15 protein-coding genes and 1 pseudogene are annotated in these 16,771 nt (G+C 72.8%); 8 read left to right on the plus strand and 8 right to left on the minus strand.

From position 1 onward, the window contains the following. Positions 1-105 precede the first annotated feature (105 nt). Genes ACWDD7_RS01300 through pdhA form a run of 3 tightly spaced genes read right to left on the minus strand, consistent with a single transcriptional unit; the run spans position 106 to position 3,589 of the window. On the minus strand, positions 106-1,434 hold the full coding sequence (locus ACWDD7_RS01300; protein ID WP_450455592.1) for a dihydrolipoamide acetyltransferase family protein: 1,329 nt from the start codon (positions 1,432-1,434) through the stop codon (positions 106-108). Beyond that, positions 1,434-2,438: an alpha-ketoacid dehydrogenase subunit beta gene (locus ACWDD7_RS01305; RefSeq protein WP_351869547.1), complete on the minus strand. Its 1,005-nt coding sequence runs from the start codon at positions 2,436-2,438 to the stop codon at positions 1,434-1,436. Before ACWDD7_RS01305 ends, ACWDD7_RS01300 begins: the two co-directional genes overlap by 1 nt. Beyond that, complete coding sequence (gene pdhA / locus ACWDD7_RS01310; protein WP_351869544.1) at positions 2,435-3,589, minus strand: pyruvate dehydrogenase (acetyl-transferring) E1 component subunit alpha; 1,155 nt, start codon at positions 3,587-3,589, stop codon at positions 2,435-2,437. The genes ACWDD7_RS01305 and pdhA overlap by 4 nt, the downstream gene beginning before the upstream one ends. A gap of 175 nt (positions 3,590-3,764) precedes the next feature. Between pdhA and ACWDD7_RS01315 the strand changes: the two genes are divergently transcribed. Next, positions 3,765-4,262 carry an Lrp/AsnC family transcriptional regulator gene (locus ACWDD7_RS01315; RefSeq protein WP_285556666.1) on the plus strand — a complete coding sequence of 166 codons (498 nt, stop codon included), beginning with the start codon at positions 3,765-3,767 and terminating at the stop codon, positions 4,260-4,262. A gap of 61 nt (positions 4,263-4,323) precedes the next feature. Here ACWDD7_RS01315 and ACWDD7_RS01320 read toward each other — a convergent pair whose 3' ends face one another. Both ACWDD7_RS01320 and ACWDD7_RS01325 read right to left on the minus strand, forming a co-directional pair. After that, positions 4,324-4,923 carry a TetR/AcrR family transcriptional regulator gene (locus ACWDD7_RS01320; protein WP_450455594.1) on the minus strand — a complete coding sequence of 200 codons (600 nt, stop codon included), beginning with the start codon at positions 4,921-4,923 and terminating at the stop codon, positions 4,324-4,326. Further along, positions 4,920-6,434, minus strand: a complete 1,515-nt coding sequence (locus ACWDD7_RS01325; RefSeq protein ID WP_450455596.1) for a 3-hydroxyacyl-CoA dehydrogenase — start codon at positions 6,432-6,434, stop codon at positions 4,920-4,922. The genes ACWDD7_RS01320 and ACWDD7_RS01325 overlap by 4 nt, the downstream gene beginning before the upstream one ends. Before the next feature lie 159 nt (positions 6,435-6,593). Between ACWDD7_RS01325 and paaN the strand changes: the two genes are divergently transcribed. Continuing rightward, complete coding sequence (paaN, locus tag ACWDD7_RS01330) at positions 6,594-8,285, plus strand: phenylacetic acid degradation protein PaaN (RefSeq protein WP_450455598.1); 1,692 nt, start codon at positions 6,594-6,596, stop codon at positions 8,283-8,285. Positions 8,286-8,337: 52 nt separating this feature from the next. On the opposite strand, the gene ACWDD7_RS01335 is transcribed toward paaN, so the two are convergent. The 3 genes from ACWDD7_RS01335 to ACWDD7_RS01345 are packed head-to-tail and all read right to left on the minus strand — an operon-like array spanning position 8,338 to position 11,263. After that, positions 8,338-9,087, minus strand: a complete 750-nt coding sequence (locus ACWDD7_RS01335) for a TrmH family RNA methyltransferase (RefSeq protein WP_450455599.1) — start codon at positions 9,085-9,087, stop codon at positions 8,338-8,340. Beyond that, a complete protein-coding gene (locus ACWDD7_RS01340; RefSeq protein ID WP_450455601.1) occupies positions 9,084-10,394 on the minus strand; it encodes an HTTM domain-containing protein in 1,311 nt (436 codons plus the stop codon). Before ACWDD7_RS01340 ends, ACWDD7_RS01335 begins: the two co-directional genes overlap by 4 nt. Continuing rightward, complete coding sequence (locus tag ACWDD7_RS01345; RefSeq protein WP_450455603.1) at positions 10,391-11,263, minus strand: DUF5819 family protein; 873 nt, start codon at positions 11,261-11,263, stop codon at positions 10,391-10,393. Before ACWDD7_RS01345 ends, ACWDD7_RS01340 begins: the two co-directional genes overlap by 4 nt. A gap of 604 nt (positions 11,264-11,867) precedes the next feature. On the opposite strand from ACWDD7_RS01345, the gene paaA reads away from it, so the two are divergent. From paaA to ACWDD7_RS01375, 6 genes and pseudogenes are all read left to right on the plus strand, one after another. Next, positions 11,868-12,902, plus strand: a complete 1,035-nt coding sequence (gene paaA / locus ACWDD7_RS01350; protein WP_392212347.1) for a 1,2-phenylacetyl-CoA epoxidase subunit PaaA — start codon at positions 11,868-11,870, stop codon at positions 12,900-12,902. After that, complete coding sequence (gene paaB, locus ACWDD7_RS01355; protein WP_014673816.1) at positions 12,899-13,186, plus strand: 1,2-phenylacetyl-CoA epoxidase subunit PaaB; 288 nt, start codon at positions 12,899-12,901, stop codon at positions 13,184-13,186. Before paaA ends, paaB begins: the two co-directional genes overlap by 4 nt. Further along, complete coding sequence (paaC, locus tag ACWDD7_RS01360) at positions 13,183-13,914, plus strand: 1,2-phenylacetyl-CoA epoxidase subunit PaaC (protein WP_450455606.1); 732 nt, start codon at positions 13,183-13,185, stop codon at positions 13,912-13,914. Before paaB ends, paaC begins: the two co-directional genes overlap by 4 nt. Beyond that, complete coding sequence (gene paaD, locus ACWDD7_RS01365) at positions 13,908-14,435, plus strand: 1,2-phenylacetyl-CoA epoxidase subunit PaaD (RefSeq protein WP_450455607.1); 528 nt, start codon at positions 13,908-13,910, stop codon at positions 14,433-14,435. Before paaC ends, paaD begins: the two co-directional genes overlap by 7 nt. Beyond that, the gene (locus ACWDD7_RS01370; protein ID WP_351869512.1) at positions 14,435-15,499 is read left to right on the plus strand and encodes a 2Fe-2S iron-sulfur cluster-binding protein; all 1,065 of its coding nucleotides are present in this window, start codon (positions 14,435-14,437) and stop codon (positions 15,497-15,499) included. The genes paaD and ACWDD7_RS01370 overlap by 1 nt, the downstream gene beginning before the upstream one ends. 127 nt (positions 15,500-15,626) lie before the next feature. Continuing rightward, positions 15,627-16,760 (plus strand): annotated as a pseudogene (locus ACWDD7_RS01375) (acyl-CoA dehydrogenase family protein). Positions 16,761-16,771: the final 11 nt, after the last annotated feature.

The following is a 16,771-nucleotide window of genomic DNA, read 5'->3' on the forward strand; positions in this document are numbered from 1 at the left end:
CGCGGCCGCGGTGGTCGCCGGCCCGGCGGTGGCTTTGTCGGTCACTCCCCGAGTATGCGGGCCGGGCCGCTCACGGGGAACCGAGGGATCACGGGAGCCCGGCGGTCACAGGGTGCGCAGCAGCACCGCCGGTTGTTCCACGCAGTCCGCCACGTACCGCAGGAAGCCGCCCGCCGTGCCGCCGTCGCACACCCGGTGGTCGAAGGTGAGCGAGAGCTGCACGACCTGGCGAACCGCCAGCTCGCCCTCGTGCACCCACGGCTTGGGGATGATCCGGCCGACGCCGAGCATGGCGGCCTCGGGGTGGTTGACGATCGGCGTGGAGCCGTCGACGCCGAAGACGCCGTAGTTGTTCAGCGTGAAGGTGCCGCCGGTGAGTTCTCCCGGGGTCAGCGTCCCTGCCCGGGCCGCCTCGGTGAGCCGGGCGAACTCGGCGGTCAGCGACTCCGCGTCGCGGGCGTGGGCGTCCCGGACGACCGGCACGACCAGACCGCGCTCGGTCTGCGCCGCGAACCCGAGGTGCACATGCGGGTGCCGGACGATCTCGCGGGCCCCGGTGTCGACCGAGGAGTTGAGCTCGGGGAACCGGGCGAGGGCGGCGGTGCTGATGCGGGCGAGCAGCGCGAGGAGCGAGATCTTCGGGCCCCCGGCCGCGTTCATCGCGGACCGCGCGCGCATCAGTTCCGTCGCGTCGGCGTCCACCCAGCAGGTCGCGTCCGGGATCTCCCGGCGGCTGCGGGACAGCTTGTCGGCGACGGCACCGCGGATGCCCTTGAGGGGGATACGGACCTCGCCCGCTCCCGGGGCCGCTGCGGGAGCGGGCGCGGGCACGGCCGGGGCCTCGGCCGTACGAGCGCGCTCCGGTCCGGATCCGGCTCGCAGGGCCTGTTCCACGTCCGCGCGCAGGATCAGCCCGTCCGGGCCCGAACCCGTCAGTCGCCGCAGGTCCAGTCCGCCCTCACGGGCGAGCCGCCGGACCAGCGGGGAGATCACGGGCACGGGACCGCCGGGCGGGCCCGCGTCGACGGGCCGGCCCGGAGCGGGCACCGCAGCGCTGCCGTTCACGCCCCTGCGCGCACCGCCGCCGGTCAGCGCCACCGGCCGCACCCTGCGCCGGCGGCCCGGCGCCTCGGACGTGCCGTAGCCGACCAGGACGTTGCCCGAGCCTTCTTCGGACTCCGCGGCGGGTTCGCCGACCGCGACCGTCAGGAGCGGGGCGCCGACCGGGAGTTCGGCGCCCTCCTCGCCGTAGCGGGCGGTGACCACACCGCCGTAGGGGCAGGGGACCTCGACCGAGGCCTTGGCCGTCTCGACCTCGACCACCGGCTGGTCGACGGCGACCACGTCACCGACCTGGACCAGCCAGCGCACGATCTCCGCCTCGGTCAGTCCCTCGCCGAGGTCGGGCAGCTTGAACTCCAGCACCTGTGCCATCAGCCCTCGGCCTCCCACTGCAGCCGGGCCACGGCGTCCAGGACGCGGTCCACGCCGGGCAGATGGTGCCGCTCCAGCATGGGCGGCGGGTAGGGGAGGTCGAACCCGGCCACGCGCAGCACGGGGGCCTCCAGGTGGTGGAAGCAGCGCTCGGTGACACGGGCCGCGATCTCGCCGCCCGGCCCGCCGAACCCGGTGGACTCGTGCACCACGACCGCGCGTCCGGTGCGCCGCACGGAGGCGCAGACCGTCTCGTCGTCGAACGGCACCAGGGAGCGCAGGTCGATCACCTCCAGGTCCCATCCCTCGGCCCGCGCGGCCTCGGCGGCCTCCAGGCAGACGGGTACGGAGGGGCCGTAGGTGATCAGCGTGGCGCTGCGGCCGGTGCGCCGGACCACCGCCCGCCCGATCGGCTCGACCTCGGCCGGCTGCTCGGGGTTCCAGGTGTCCTTGGACCAGTAGAGCCGCTTGGGCTCCAGGAAGACGACCGGGTCGTCGGAGGCGATGGACCGGCGCAGCAGGCCGTAGGCGTCGGCGACGGTCGCGGGGGTGACCACGTGCAGGCCGGGGGTGGCCATGTAGTACGCCTCGGAGGAGTCGCTGTGGTGCTCGACGCCGCCGATGCCGCCGCCGTAGGGGATCCGGACGGTGATCGGCAGGGGCATCTTGCCGCGGGTGCGGTTGCGCATCCGGGAGACATGGCTGACCAGTTGCTCGAACGCCGGGTAGGCGAACGCGTCGAACTGCATCTCCACCACCGGGCGCAGGCCGTACATGGCCATGCCGACGGCGGCGCCGAGGATGCCGGCCTCGGCGAGCGGGGTGTCGGTGCAGCGGTCCTCGCCGAACTCCTTGGCGAGCCCGTCGGTGACGCGGAAGACGCCGCCGAGGGTGCCGACGTCCTCACCGAGCACGTGCACGCTGGGGTCGGCGGCCATCGCGTCGCGCATCGCGCGGGTGAGGGCCTGGGCCATGGTGGCGGGCTTGACGGCCACGGTGGTCATCGGCGGTCGCCTTCCTGCTGGTCGGGCCCGTCCTGCTCGGCCGCCAGCTCGGCCCGCAACAGGTCCCGCTGTTCGCGCAGTTGGGCGGTGGTCTCGGCGTAGACGTGGTCGAAGAGGTCCATCGGGTCGAGCTCGGGGTCCTGGTTCATGCGTGCGCGCAGGTCGGCGGCCATCGCCTCGGCGCCCTCCCGTACGGCTTCCAGTGCGGCCCCGTCGAGCAGGCCGCGCTCGGTCAGTTCCGTCTCCAGCAGGCGCACCGGGTCGTGCGCGCGCCAGGCCTCGACCTCGGCGTCGCCCCGGTAGCGGGTGGCGTCGTCGGCGTTCGTGTGGGCGTCGATGCGGTAGGTGACCGCCTCGATCAGCGTCGGACCGCCGCCCTCGCGGGCGTGCCGTACGGCGTCGCGGAGGACCTCGTGCACCGCCACCGCGTCGTTGCCGTCGACCAGGCGGCCCGGCATGCCGTAGCCGACGGCCTTGTGGGCCAGGGAGGGCGCGGCGGTCTGCTTGGCGAGCGGGACGGAGATGGCGAAGCCGTTGTTCTGCACCAGGAAGACGACGGGTGCCTGCCAGACGGCGGCGAAGTTCAGCGCCTCGTGGAAGTCGCCCTCGCTGGTGCCGCCGTCGCCGACCATGGCGAGGGCGACCACGTCGTCGCCCTTGAGGCGCGCGGCGTGGGCGAGTCCGACGGCGTGCGGGAGCTGGGTGGCCAGCGGGGTGGAGAGGGGGGCGACCCGGTGGGCGTACGGGTCGTAGCCGGTGTGCCAGTCGCCGCGCAGCAGGGTCAGCGCCTCCACGGGGTCCACGCCGCGGGTGACGACGGCCAGGGTGTCGCGGTAGCTGGGGAAGAGCCAGTCGCGCTCTTCGAGGGCCAGGGCGGCGGCGACCTCGCAGGCCTCCTGGCCGGTGCTGGAGGGGTAGACGGCGAGGCGGCCCTGCTTGGTGAGCGCGGTGGCCTGGGTGTTGTAACGGCGGCCGCGCACCAGGTGGGCGTGGAGCCGGCGGAGCAGGTCGGGATCGGCCTTGGCGGCCGCCTCGGTGCCGAGGACGCGGTAGGGCTCGGCGTCGGGCAACAGCGGCGCGGGGTCCATACGGGGCTGCCAGGCGGGCGGCGGCGATGGCCGGTACGCGCCCCGCTGCTCCAGAACCGTCATGACGGCACCTCCTCGTGGGAGCGGCTACGGGAGACGGGTCGGCTGTGACCCGTCTCACCTACCGATTGTTCGGTCGCCGGCACATTTTGGCTACAGGCGGCTCCAGGCTGTGGACAAACGGTTCTGCACAGCCTGGAATGAACGCAGGAAGTCCACGGCGAGGGAGCGGGGGGACATGGCACCTGAACAAATGGCCGAGACAGCGCAGGACGCGGTGCCGCTGCCGGCACGACCGCTGGACGCCATCGATCAGGACATCCTGCGCATCCTCCAGGCGGACGGCCGCGCCTCGATACGGTCGGTCGCCGAACGCGTCCACGTCTCGCGGGCCAACGCCTACGCGCGCATCAACCGGCTGGTCGAGGACGGGGTGATCCGGGGCTTCGGCGCCCGCGTGGACCACGAGCGGGCCGGGCACAGCACCTCGGCGTACATCACGCTGAAGATCGTCCAGAACACCTGGCGCACGGTCCGCGAGCAGCTGCGCCAGCTGCCCGGCGCCTCGCACATCGCACTGGTGGGCGGCGACTTCGACGTCCTGCTGCTGGTGCACACGCCCGACAACCGGGCGCTGCGCGAGCTGGTGCTCACCCGGCTCCAGGCGATCCCGGAGGTGCTGAGCACCCGCACACTGCTGGTGTTCGAGGAGGAGGACCTGGAACCCGACGCCTAGGCCGTCTTTCCCGGATCGTCCGAAGGGCGCTTCCCCGGCGACCGGAAGGCTCCTTGCCCTGTCACGGGGAGGGCCGGTCCCGGCACAGCCCGGAGAAGACCAGCTGGACGACCGCGTCGGAGACCTCGCGGCCCGAGGCGCCACGGGCCTCCGGCCGGTACCACTCCACGATGGAGTTGATCATTCCGAAGACCAGCCGAGTGGCCAGCCGCACCTCCACCTCGGGGCGTACGTCCCCGTCGGCTGCCGCCGCCTTGAGCAGTTCGGCGACCCGGTGGTCGAAGTCGCGGCGGCGCTCCAGCGCCCACCGCTCGGTGGCGGTGTTGCCGCGCACCCGCAGCAGCAGCGTCACGTAGGGCAGCTCGGCTATGAGCACCTCGACCATGCGCCGTACGACATGCTCCAGGCGCTCCACGGGCCGCCCCTCGCGCGCCCCCGGCTCCTCCAGGATGGCGAAGAGGCCGTCCAGGGCGCGGCTGACGGCCCGCTTCAGCAGCTCTTCCTTGCCGCTGACATGGTGGTAGATCGACGACTTGGAGATGCCGGCCGCCTTGGACAGGTGCTCCATGGAGGTGCCGTCGTAACCGCGCTGGTTGAAGACCTGGACGGCGACGGAGAGCAGTGTCTCGGGGGTGTACGTGTCGCGCCTGGGCGTGGTCATGAGGTGCCCTCCCGCTTGTCGTCGGCATAGGCGTGGCGGTAGAGCGCGAGGGAGGGCGCGTAGCGCCCGGAGGGGTCGCGCTCGTGCATCGCGTCCAGGACGTCATAGGCGAACTCGTCGCCCAGCCTGCGGTCCCATTCGAAGGGGCCGAGGGGATAGTTGACGCCCAGGCGCATCGCGGTGTCGACGTCCTCCTCGGTAGCCACGCCCTTGGCGACCGCGTCATGCGCGAGGTCGATGATCCGGGCCACGGTGCGGGCCACGATCATGCCGGGGACGTCGCCGATGACGCTGACGTCCTTGCCGAGCGCCTGGAACAGGCCGACGGCCTCGGCGAGGGTCGCCGGCGCGGTGTCCTGGGAGGCGGACAGGGCGACGCGGGTGGCCTTGCGGTAGTCGAGGGCGAGGTCGAAGTAGACGACGTCGCGGAACTCCACCGAGGTCTGGCCGTCGGCGAGGACCAGCTGGCCGCCGCCGGGCAGCTCCAGGTGGCCGCCCTCGTCGCCGTTCTCCTCGCGGACCTGGATGCCCGCCTCGCGGATCAGCGCGAGCAGCTCGGCGGCGGGGCCGAGATCGCCCTCGGCGACGACGTAGGCGGGCGGCCGCTCCTTGTCGGCGGTGTGCGGCTCGGGCCGCTCGGCGCCCTCCCCGTGGTCGTACCAGCCGTGTCCGGTCTTGCGGCCGAGGCGCCCGGACTCCACCAGGCGGCGCTGGGCCAGCGACGGGGTGAAACGCACGTCCTGGAAGAACGACTGCCACACCGAGTGCGTCACCGCCTCGTTGACGTCCTGGCCGATCAGGTCGGTGAGTTCGAACGCGCCCATGCGGAAGCCGCCGCACTCGCGCAGGACCGCGTCGATGGTGGCCGGGTCGGCGCCCTGGGCCTCGTAGACCGCGAACGCCTCGGCGTAGAAGGGCCGGGCGATCCGGTTGACGATGAAGCCGGGCGTGTCCGCGCAGGCCACCGGGGTCTTGCCCCAGGCGCGGGCGGTCTCGTAGGCGCGGGTGGCCGAGGTGACGTCGGTGGCGAACCCGGAGACGACCTCGACCAGCGGCAGCAGCGGGGCGGGGTTGAAGAAGTGCAGGCCGAGGAAGCGGCCCGGAAGGCGCAGGGCGCCCCCGATCGCCGTCACCGACAGCGAGGAGGTGTTGGTGGCGAGCAGACAGTCCTCGGCGACGATGTCCTCCAGCTCGCCGAAGAGCCGCTGCTTGACGTCCAGCCGCTCCAGGACGGCCTCCACGACGAGGCCGCAGTCGGCCAGGTCGGTGAGCGCGTCCGCGGGCGCGAGGCGGGCGCGGGCCGCGTCCCGTGCGGCGGCGTCGAGCCGGCCCTTCTCCACCAGCCGGTCCAGGCGCGCGCCGATCGCCGCGGCCGCTTCCCGGGCCCGCCCGGGCGCGGCGTCGTAGAGCCGCACGGGGTGGCCGGCGACCAGTGCGACCTGGGCGATGCCCTGGCCCATGGTGCCGGTGCCGACGACTGCCACGGGGCTGCTGAGGTCGAGTGCTGTCATGTGCGCGATCCTCCCGCACGGGGTTTTCCACAGATGCGGCGGACCCCCTTGAACCGACCGATCGTTCGGTTACTCTAGCCCTGACCGTCCCATCCCGCTGCTCTTTCTGCCAGGTCCTGAACTCGAAGACGAGTTCTCCAGACGAGGAGTTGGTCCCGCATGGCCGCCGAACTGACCGCCCCCGAGCTGATCGCGAAGCACCGGCCCACTCTCGACCAGGCCCTGGAAGCGATCCGCACCCGCGCGTACTGGTCCCCGCACCCCGAGCACCCCAAGGCGTACGGCGAACACGGCAGCCTGGACGCCGCCGCGGGCAAGGCCGCCTTCGACGCCCTGCTGGGCACCCGCCTCGACCTCGGCCAGGCGGGCACGGACGACTGGGTGGGCGGCGAGGTCTCGCCGTACGGCATCGAGCTGGGCGTGAGCTACCCGCACGCGGACCTGGACGTACTGCTGCCCGCGATGAAGGCCGGGCAGCCGGCCTGGCGGGACGCGGGCGCCGAGGTGCGTGCCGTGGTCTGCCTGGAGATCCTCAAGCGGATCAGCGACCGGACGCACGAGTTCGCGCACGCGGTCATGCACACCAGCGGCCAGGCCTTCCTGATGGCGTTCCAGGCGGGCGGCCCGCACGCCCAGGACCGCGGCCTGGAGGCGGTGGCGTACGCGTACGCGGAGCAGGTGCGCACCCCCGGGACCGCCGAGTGGACCAAGCCGCAGGGCAAGCGCGACCCGCTGGTGCTGACCAAGGACTTCACGCCCGTCCCGCGCGGCATCGGCCTGGTCATCGGCTGCAACACCTTCCCGACGTGGAACGGCTACCCGGGCCTGTTCGCCTCCCTGGCGACCGGCAACGCGGTCCTGGTCAAGCCGCACCCGCGCGCGGTGCTCCCGCTCGCGCTGACCGTGCGCATCGCCCGCGAGGTGCTCGCCGAGGCCGGTTTCGACGCCGACCTGGTCGCCCTGGCCGCCGAGCGCCCCGGCGAGGGCATCGCCAAGTCGCTCGCCACCCGCCCGGAGATCCGGATCATCGACTACACCGGTTCGACGTCCTTCGGCGACTGGCTGGAGGCCAACGCCCGCCAGGCGCAGGTCTACACGGAGAAGGCCGGCGTCAACACGGTGATCGTGCACTCCACGGACGACTACAAGGGGATGCTGTCCAACCTGGCGTTCTCGCTGTCCCTGTACAGCGGCCAGATGTGCACCACCCCGCAGAACCTGCTGATCCCGCGCGACGGCATCGGCACCGACCAGGGGCCGAAGACCTTCGACGAGGTCACCGCCGACCTCGCCCGCGCGGTCGACGGACTGCTCGGCGACGACGCGCGGGCCAACGCGCTGCTGGGCGCCATCGTCAACCCCGACGTCAAGGCCCGCCTGGAGGCCGCGGCCGGCCTCGGCGAGGTCGCCCTCGCCTCGCGTGAGATCACCAACCCGGAGTTCCCGGACGCGGTGGTGCGCACCCCGGTGATCGTCAAGCTGGACGGTGCCAAGCCGGACGCCGAGGCCGCCTACATGAGCGAGTGCTTCGGTCCCGTCTCCTTCGCCGTCGCGGTCGACTCGGTGACCGACGCGGTGGAGCTGCTGCGGCGCACGGTGCGCGAGAAGGGCGCGATGACGGTCGGCGCGTACACCACCGACAGCGAGGTGGAGCGGGCCATCGAGGAGGTGTGCCTGGAAGAGGCCGCCCAGCTGTCCTTCAACCTCACCGGCGGGGTGTTCGTGAACCAGACCGCCGCCTTCTCCGACTTCCACGGCTCGGGCGGCAACCCGGCGGCGAACGCGGCCCTGTGCGACGGCGCCTTCGTGGCGAACCGGTTCCGGGTGGTCGAGGTGCGCCGGGAGGGCTAGCGGCCGAGGGCCGTCGGGAGGACGGGTCCCTCCTCCCGACGGCCGCAGAGGGCTAGACGGGAGCGCCCCCGGTGGTGCTCCAGTGGTACAGCGTCATCGCCACGCTGGTGGCGAGGTTGTAGCTGGAGACCTGGGGGCGCATCGGCAGCCGCAGCAGATGGTCGGCCCGCGCGCGCACCTCGGCGGAAAGCCCGCTGCGCTCCGAGCCGAAGGCGAGGACGGCGTCGTCGGGCAGCTCGGTGCCGCGGATGTCCTCGCCCTCCGGGTCCAGGGCGAACAGCGGGCCGGGCGGCAGCTCGTCGACGTCCAGGCGCTCCACGGCGGTCGCGAAGTGCAGTCCCGCGCCACCGCGCACCACGGTCGGATGCCAGGGGTCGAGCGTGCCGGTGGTGACCACGCCGGTCGCCCCGAAACCGGCGGCCAGCCGGATCACGGCGCCCGCGTTGCCGAGGTTGCGGGGGTTGTCGAGGACCACCACGGGGGCGGTGCGCGGCATCCGGGCGAGCGCCTCCAGACGGGCCTCGCGTGAGGGTCGTACGGCGAGCGCGGCGACACCCGTCGGATGGGGGCGCGGGACGAGCGCGACGTACGTCTGTTCGGGAACTTCGGCGAGCAGCCCGGCCAGAGTCTCCCGTACGTCCCCGGCCAGTTCCTCGGCCAGGGCGAGCGCCGCCCGCCGGTCGGTGGTGACCGCCACCGGCACCTCGGCCCCGAAGCGCAGCGCGTGCTTGAGTGCGTGGAAGCCGTCGAGCAGCACGGTGGAGGCGGCGTGCTCGCGCCAGCGGATCAGCGGGTCGGTCATGCCGTGAACCCTACGGGGCCGGGCGTGCTGTCCTCCGGGGAGCGGGGCGCCGGCACCGTGGCGTCCTCGCCTGCTTCCCGGCCCATGCCCCGGCCGTCGCCGTGGCCGTCGTCCGTGACGAACCGGCCGCGCGCGCGAGTGGCGAGGGCCCCGACCCTGCGCAGGAACGAGGTCGGCAGGAAGACCGCGTCCGCGGTGATCATCGCCAGCGAGAAGAACGGCAGTCCGAGGACGACCGCGATCACGGAGTGCTCCAGCATGAGCAGCACCAGCAGCACGTTCTTCACCCGCCGGTTGAGCAGGGTGAAGGGGAAGGCGACCTGCACCATCACGGTGCCGTACGCCACGATCGTCAGGATGGTGCCGCTGGTGGACATCAGGCCGGCGAGGCCGGGCCAGGGCGTGAAGTAGTCCAGGTGGAGCGGGTAGTAGACGGCGGTGCCGTCCTGCCAGCGCGAGCCCTGGATCTTGTACCAGCCGGCGGTGGCGTAGATCAGGCACGCCTCGGCCATGATCACCACGAGGGCGCCGTTGTGCAGGACGTTGGCGATCACGTCGAGCAGGATCCGCGGCTCGGCCGAGCGCGCCAGGCGCTGGACCAGCCACCACAGGCCGAGCGCCACCCATATGGTCCACAACAGGACCGGGATCAGCCAGGCGTTGCCGAAGAGGCGGCCGGTCGCCGTCACCGTGATCAGCGCGAGGCCGAGAACCGCCCACAGGAGCGCACCGACCAAGTCGGCGGGAGCCCGGTCGGCGAGGGCGCCGTCGGCAAGGGCCCGGTCGGAGGGGGCGCCGTCGGCAAGGGCCCGGTCGGAGGGGGCCCGCTCGCCGCACGCTCTGCGCCGGGCGTCGAGGGACCACACCTGCCCGCAGCGCGTGAACACGAGGTAGATGGCCATCAGGTGCAGCACGTTGTCGCCGCCGTCGCCGACGAAGACGCTCCGGTTCTGCAGCGACAGGACGGCCACCATGAACAGCACGGACGCCGTACGGGTGCGCCAGCCGAGCAGCAGCGCGCCGCTGGCGAGGATCGCGAGCGTGTAGAAGCACTCGAACCACAGCTGCCCGCTCGACCACATCAGGGCCGTGAAGGCGTGGTTGTCCTCGGTCAGCTGCCGGCCCATGCCCCAGTCCCAGGGACCGCTCGGGCCGTACAGCTCCTGACGGTGGGGAAACTCGCGCAGCAGGAAGAACAGCCAGGTCCCGGCGAAGCCGATCCGGATCACGGCGCTCTGGTACGGCCCGAGGGCCGCCTCGGTGATACGGGCGAGCCCGCGGGACAGGGACGGGGAGAACCGCTTCACCGCACACCTCCGGCGGCCTCGTCGGCGCTCACCGTCCACCAGGGCAGCACGCGGTAGAAGGGCTTGTCGGACACCTGCTCACCACTCCATGAGGGGGGCTGCACATTGACGGTGCAGGACCGGACCTGCACCCGCTGGACGACGCCGAGCCGGCTGGTCGGATCGGTGCGGTACAGGCGCATCACCACGATCCGGCGCAGGTACTCCTCGGACAGGGAGCCGCGCAGGCCGACGGGACGGTTGTCCGCGGTGTGCGTCGCGGTGAGGAAGTCCCAGGCGCGGCGCAGCTCGTTCTGCTGGGTGTGGCTGGGCACCGGGTTGCCGTCGATGGCGGCGCCGTCCTGGGCGGACAGGTCGGTCCAGCCGGTGGTGCGCACGCTGCCGTCCTTCATCCGCACATCGGCCCGTACCTGCACGGCGATGTTCTGCTGGAGCGGATTGGGTGCGAACAGCTTCCAGTTCTGCTCGAACTCCGGGAACACCCATGCCTCGACGGCCTTGCCGTGCTGTTTGGACACCGTGTTCTGCGGCGCGACGCTGAGGAACACCATCAGCAGGTGCACCCCGACCCCGACGGCGACGACGGCGACGGCCAGGGCGGCGACGACCTGGTAGCGGAGAGAGAGGGCGGCGAGCCCGCGAAGGGCCGGACCCTGGGGCGTCGGAGCCTGGGGCGTCGGACCCTGGGGCGTCGGAGCCTGGGGCGTCGGAGCCTGGGGCGTCGGGGGCTGGTCCTCCGGTTCCTGCTCGGCGGAGCCACCGTCGTGCTCGCCCGCCGGGAGGTGTTCCGGGGTGTCCTCCGGGACTGCCGGACTCTCGGGCTTCTCCTGGATCTCCGTGCCCTCCGGGCCCTCCGGGGCCTCGGGCAACCCGCGATTTCCCGGGGCCTCCGGCATCCCGGAGTGCCTTGAGGCCTCCGGGGCCTCCGGCATCTCGGACTTCCCTGGGTCCTCCGGGCCCTCTGGGGCCTCTGGGGCCTCTGGGACCTCTGGGACCCGTGGCGTCTCCGGGGGACGCGCCCCGGCCGGCCCGTCCGGGCCGCTCTCGGCCCCCGGGTCCTCGTCGTACGCGTCCATTCCGCCCCGTCCCCCAATTCCGGCTCAGTCGTGGATCGGCCCACCGGGCCGACCCGGGGCCGACCCCTTCGATACGGCCGCCCGGCACAGGCGCCACGCGGTTCACGAGCGCCCCATCGCGGCACATGCACGGAACGGTACTCAGCCCCGGCCTCCGCGCGCAGCCCCGGGGGTCGGCCCTCCCTTCCCCGCACGCTCGGTCCACCGACTCCGCCCGCCGCCGGCCTCGCTCGTCCACGGGCATCGCTGGTCCACGGGCATCACTCGTCCACAGGTTCCGCGCGGAGTTTTCCACAGCGGTTGACACTGTCCGGCGGCCCGGCCCACCATTGATGCGCACGGACCGAACGATCGGTCGGGAGAATCCCACCGCAGAGCCCGAGGTCAGGGGGATCGCATGGCCACAGCAGCCGCGCAGCGCACGGCCCGCCCGGAGGCGGACGGCGCACGGAGCACCGCCGGGGACATGGCGGAATACCAGCGCGTCTTCGACGCGGCCGTGGCCGCCGACGAGCGCATCGAACCGCGCGACTGGATGCCCGACGCCTACCGCGCGACCCTGGTGCGCCAGATCGCCCAGCACGCGCACTCCGAGATCATCGGGATGCAACCGGAGGCCAACTGGATCACCCGCGCGCCCTCCCTGCGCCGCAAGGCGATCCTGATGGCCAAGGTCCAGGACGAGGCGGGGCACGGCCTGTATCTGTACAGCGCGGCGGAGACCCTCGGCACCGGCCGGGACGAACTGCTCGACAAGCTGCACAGCGGCCGCCAGAAGTACTCCTCGATCTTCAACTACCCGACGCTGACCTGGGCCGACGTCGGCGCGATCGGCTGGCTGGTGGACGGCGCCGCGATCACCAACCAGGTCCCCCTGTGCCGCTGCTCCTACGGCCCGTACGCGCGCGCCATGGTGCGGATCTGCAAGGAGGAGTCCTTCCACCAGCGCCAGGGCTACGAGCTGCTGCTGGCCCTGAGCCAGGGCACCCCGGAACAGCACGCGATGGCCCAGGACGCGGTGGACCGCTGGTGGTGGCCCTCCCTGATGATGTTCGGCCCGCCCGACGACGAGTCCCAGCACTCCGCGCAGTCCATGGAATGGAAGATCAAGCGCCATTCGAACGACGAGCTGCGCCAGCGCTTCGTCGACATCTGCGTCCCCCAGGCCGAGTCCCTGGGCCTGACCCTCCCCGACCCGGACCTGAAGTGGAACGAGGAGCGGGGGCACCACGACTTCGGCCGGATCGACTGGACGGAGTTCTGGGAGGTCCTCAAGGGCAACGGCCCGTGCAACGAACAGCGCCTCACCCAGCGCAAACGCGCCCATGACGAGGGCGCCTGGGTGAGGGAAGCGGCCGCGGCCCACGCGGCCAAGCACACCGGTGGCACCGAAGCCACCGGACACGAGACGACGGGAGCGGAGCGAGCATGAGCACCACCGACTGGCCCCTGTGGGAGGTCTTCGTGCGCTCCCGGCGGGGCCTCTCCCACACCCACGCCGGCAGCCTGCACGCGCCCGACGCCGAGCTGGCCCTGCGCAATGCCCGCGATCTGTACACCCGGCGCGGCGAGGGCGTCTCCATCTGGGTCGTCCCGGCCGCCGCGATCACCGCGTCCTCGCCGGACGAGAAGGACCCCTTCTTCGAGCCGGCCGCCGACAAGCCCTACCGGCACCCGACCTTCTACGAGATCCCGGAAGGGGTGAAGCACCTGTGACCGCCACCGGCCCCGCCACCGTCCCGGTGACCGCCGCGCTCGCGCTCGGCGACGATGCCCTGGTGCTCTCCCACCGCCTGGGGGAGTGGGCCGGGCACGCCCCCGCCCTGGAGGAGGAGGTCGCCCTCGCGAACATCGCCCTCGACCTGCTCGGCCAGGCCCGGGTCCTGCTGTCCCTGGCCGGCGACGAGGACGAACTGGCCTATCTGCGCGAGGAGCGGTCCTTCCGCAACCTCCAGCTGGTCGAGCAGCCGAACGGCGACTTCGCCCACACCATCGCCCGCCAGCTGTACTTCTCCACCTACCAGCATCTCCTGCACGCCGAACTCGCCGCCGGGGACGGACCGTTCGCTCCGCTGGCCGCGAAGGCGGTCAAGGAGGTCGCCTACCACCGCGACCACGCCGAGCAGTGGACCCTGCGCCTCGGCGACGGCACCGAGACCAGCCACGAGCGGATGCGGCGCGCCTGTGCCGCGCTGTGGCGGTTCACCGGGGAGATGTTCCAGCCGGTGGAGGGACTGGACGTCGACTGGGCGGCTCTGGAGTCCCGTTGGTTGGAGTCGGTCACCGAGGTGCTCGTCCGGGCCACCCTGACGGTTCCCGAGGGGCCGCGCACCGGGGCCTGGTCGGCGGGCGCGGGCCGCCAGGGCATCCACACCGAGCCCTTCGGCCGGATGCTCGCGGAGATGCAGCATCTGCACCGCAGCCATCCGGGGGCGTCATGGTGACCGCCACCGCCCTGGAGGCGGAGCTGCTGGAGCTGGCCGGCTCGGTCCCCGATCCCGAGCTTCCGGTGCTGACGCTCCATGAGCTGGGCGTGGTGCGCGCGGTGCACCTGCACGGCACCGACGCCGCCGAGGTCGACCTGACCCCCACCTACACCGGCTGCCCGGCCGTCGCGGCGATGTCCCTCGACATCGAGCGGGTCCTGCGGGAGCACGGCCTGCGCGAGGTCACGGTGCGCACGGTGCTCACGCCCGCCTGGTCGACCGACGACATCACCCCCGAAGGCCGCCGCAAACTGCGGGAGTTCGGCATAGCTCCGCCGAGGGTGCGCGATGCCTCCGGTCCGGTACCGCTGACCCTCGGCCCGACGCGCACCGACGCCACCGGGGCCGAGCCGGTCCCCTGCCCGCACTGCGGCTCGCCCGACACCGAGCTGCTGAGCAGGTTCTCCTCCACCGCGTGCAAGGCACTGCGCCGCTGTCTGTCCTGCCGCGAACCGTTCGACCACTTCAAGGAGTTGTGATGGCGCGCTTCCACCCGCTCCAGGTGGCCGCGGTCGACCGGCTCACCGACGACTCCGTGGCCCTCACCCTCACCGTCCCGCCCGAGCTGCGCGCGGAGTACCGGCACGCACCCGGCCAGCACCTCGCGCTGCGGCGCCGGGTGGACGGCACGGAGGTGCGGCGGACCTATTCGATCTGCTCCCCCGCGCCCGGCCCTGACACCGAGGGGCCGAGCAGCCTGCGGGTGGGGGTGCGTCTGGTGGAGGGCGGCGCCTTCTCCACCTACGCGCTCAAGGAGATCGACGTCGGGGACGAGCTGGAGGTGATGACCCCGGCCGGGCGCTTCACCCTGGAACCGGCGCCGGGGCTGTACGCGGCGATCGTGGGCGGCAGCGGCATCACCCCGGTGCTGTCCATCGTCTCCACCCTGCTGGCGCGGGAGCCCGCGGCCCGGTTCTGTCTGATACGCGGTGACCGTACGGCCGCGTCCACGATGTTCCTTGAGGAGGTCGCCGACCTGAAGGACCGCTATCCGGAGCGGCTCCAGCTGGTGACCGTGCTCTCCCGGGAGGAGCAGCAGGCGGGCCTGCCGTCCGGCCGGCTCGACCAGGCGCGCCTCACCGGGCTCCTGCCCGCGCTGCTGCCGTTGGCGCGGGTGGCGGGATGGTTCCTGTGCGGGCCCTACGGGCTGGTGCAGGGCGCCGAGGGAGCGCTGCGCGAACTGGGCGTGGACCGCGCGCGGATCCACCAGGAGATCTTCCACGTGGACTCCGGTCCGACCGCGGCGGGCACCGCACCGGCGGCCGCGCACAGCACCGTCACCGCCCGCCTCGACGGACGCGGCGGCACCTGGCCCGTGCAGGAGGGCGAGTCCCTGCTGGAGACGGTGCTGCGCAACCGTCCCGACGCGCCCTACGCCTGCAAGGGCGGGGTCTGCGGCACCTGCCGGGCCTTCCTGGTCTCCGGTGAGGTCCGCATGGACCGCAACTTCGCCCTGGAAGAGGACGAGACGGACGCCGGATACGTACTGGCCTGCCAGTCCCATCCGCTGACCGAACAGGTGGAGCTGGACTTCGACCGCTGAGGACGCGCCGCGGAACCCGCAACGGAACCCGCCGCGGAGGAAGGACCGCCGAGGTTCCCTTCTCCTAGAAACTGTTCTGTCCTGACGGCCCGTCAGGTGACGAATGGCACCGTCGGCGGGACAGGCCGTGGACTTCACCTTCACCGAGGAGCAGCAGGCGGCGGCCGAGGCGGCGCGCGGGGTGTTCGCCGGTGTCCTGCCGGACGCGGTGCCCAGCCCGGCGCTGACCACCGGCGCCGTGGCAGAGGGCCTCGACCGGGAGCTGTGGTCGCGGTTCGCCGGCGCCGATCTGCTGAGCCTGCTGCTCGACGAGGCGTACGGCGGGGCGGGCCTGGACGCGATCGCCCTGTGCCTGGTGCTCCGGGAGTCGGCGAAGGTCCTCGCACTGGTGCCGCTGCTGGAGCACAGCGCGGCGGCGGTCGTACAGGCCTACGGGAGCAAGGAGTCGGGGGAGCGCCTGCTGGAGCGGGCGGGGCGGAGAGCTGGTGCTGACCGTCGCCGCGAGCGGACGCAGCGGTCATGACCCCGAACTCGCCGTCATCGCACGGCGGGAGGGGCCGGGTGGGTGCTGGACGGGGTGCAGACGGCGGTGCCGTGGGCGTACGACGCGGACGTCGTCGTCGTACCGGCGCGCCTCGAAGGCGCGGCGGCCGGCGAGAGCGTGCTCGCGCTCGTGTCCCGGGAGTTGGACGGCGTGGTGCTCGCCGAGCAGGTGTCCACCAGCGGGGAGCGGCTGGCCGAACTGCGGCTGACAGCGGCGCGGCTGGAGTCGGGCGAGGTCATCGGGACCGAGGGCGGCTGGGAATGGCTGCACGCGCTGCTCGCCACCGGCACCTGTGCGCAGGCGCTCGGGCGGGGCGAGCGGGTGCTGGACATGACCAGCCAATACACCGGCAGGCGGGAGCAGTTCGGGCATCCGATCGCGACCTTCCAGGCGGTGGCCGTGCAGGCCGCGGACCGGTACATCGATCTGCGGGCCATGGCGGCCACCCTGTGGCAGGCCGCCTGGCGGATCGCCTCCGGGGCGCCGGGCGCGCTGCCCGTCGCCGGGGATGTCGCGGTGGCGAAGATCTGGGCGGCGGAGGGGGTACGGCGGGTGGTGCAGACGGCCCAGCATCTGCACGGCGGCTTCGGCGCGGACACCGACTACCCCCTGCACCGCTACCACGCCTGGGCCAAGCACCTGGAACTGGCGCTCGGCCCGGCGGCGGCGTACGAGGAGCGGCTCGGGGACCTGCTGGCGGCACACCCGCTCGGCTGACCCGCGCGGCC

It is taken from the genome of Streptomyces sp. NPDC001056, assembly GCF_053598955.1.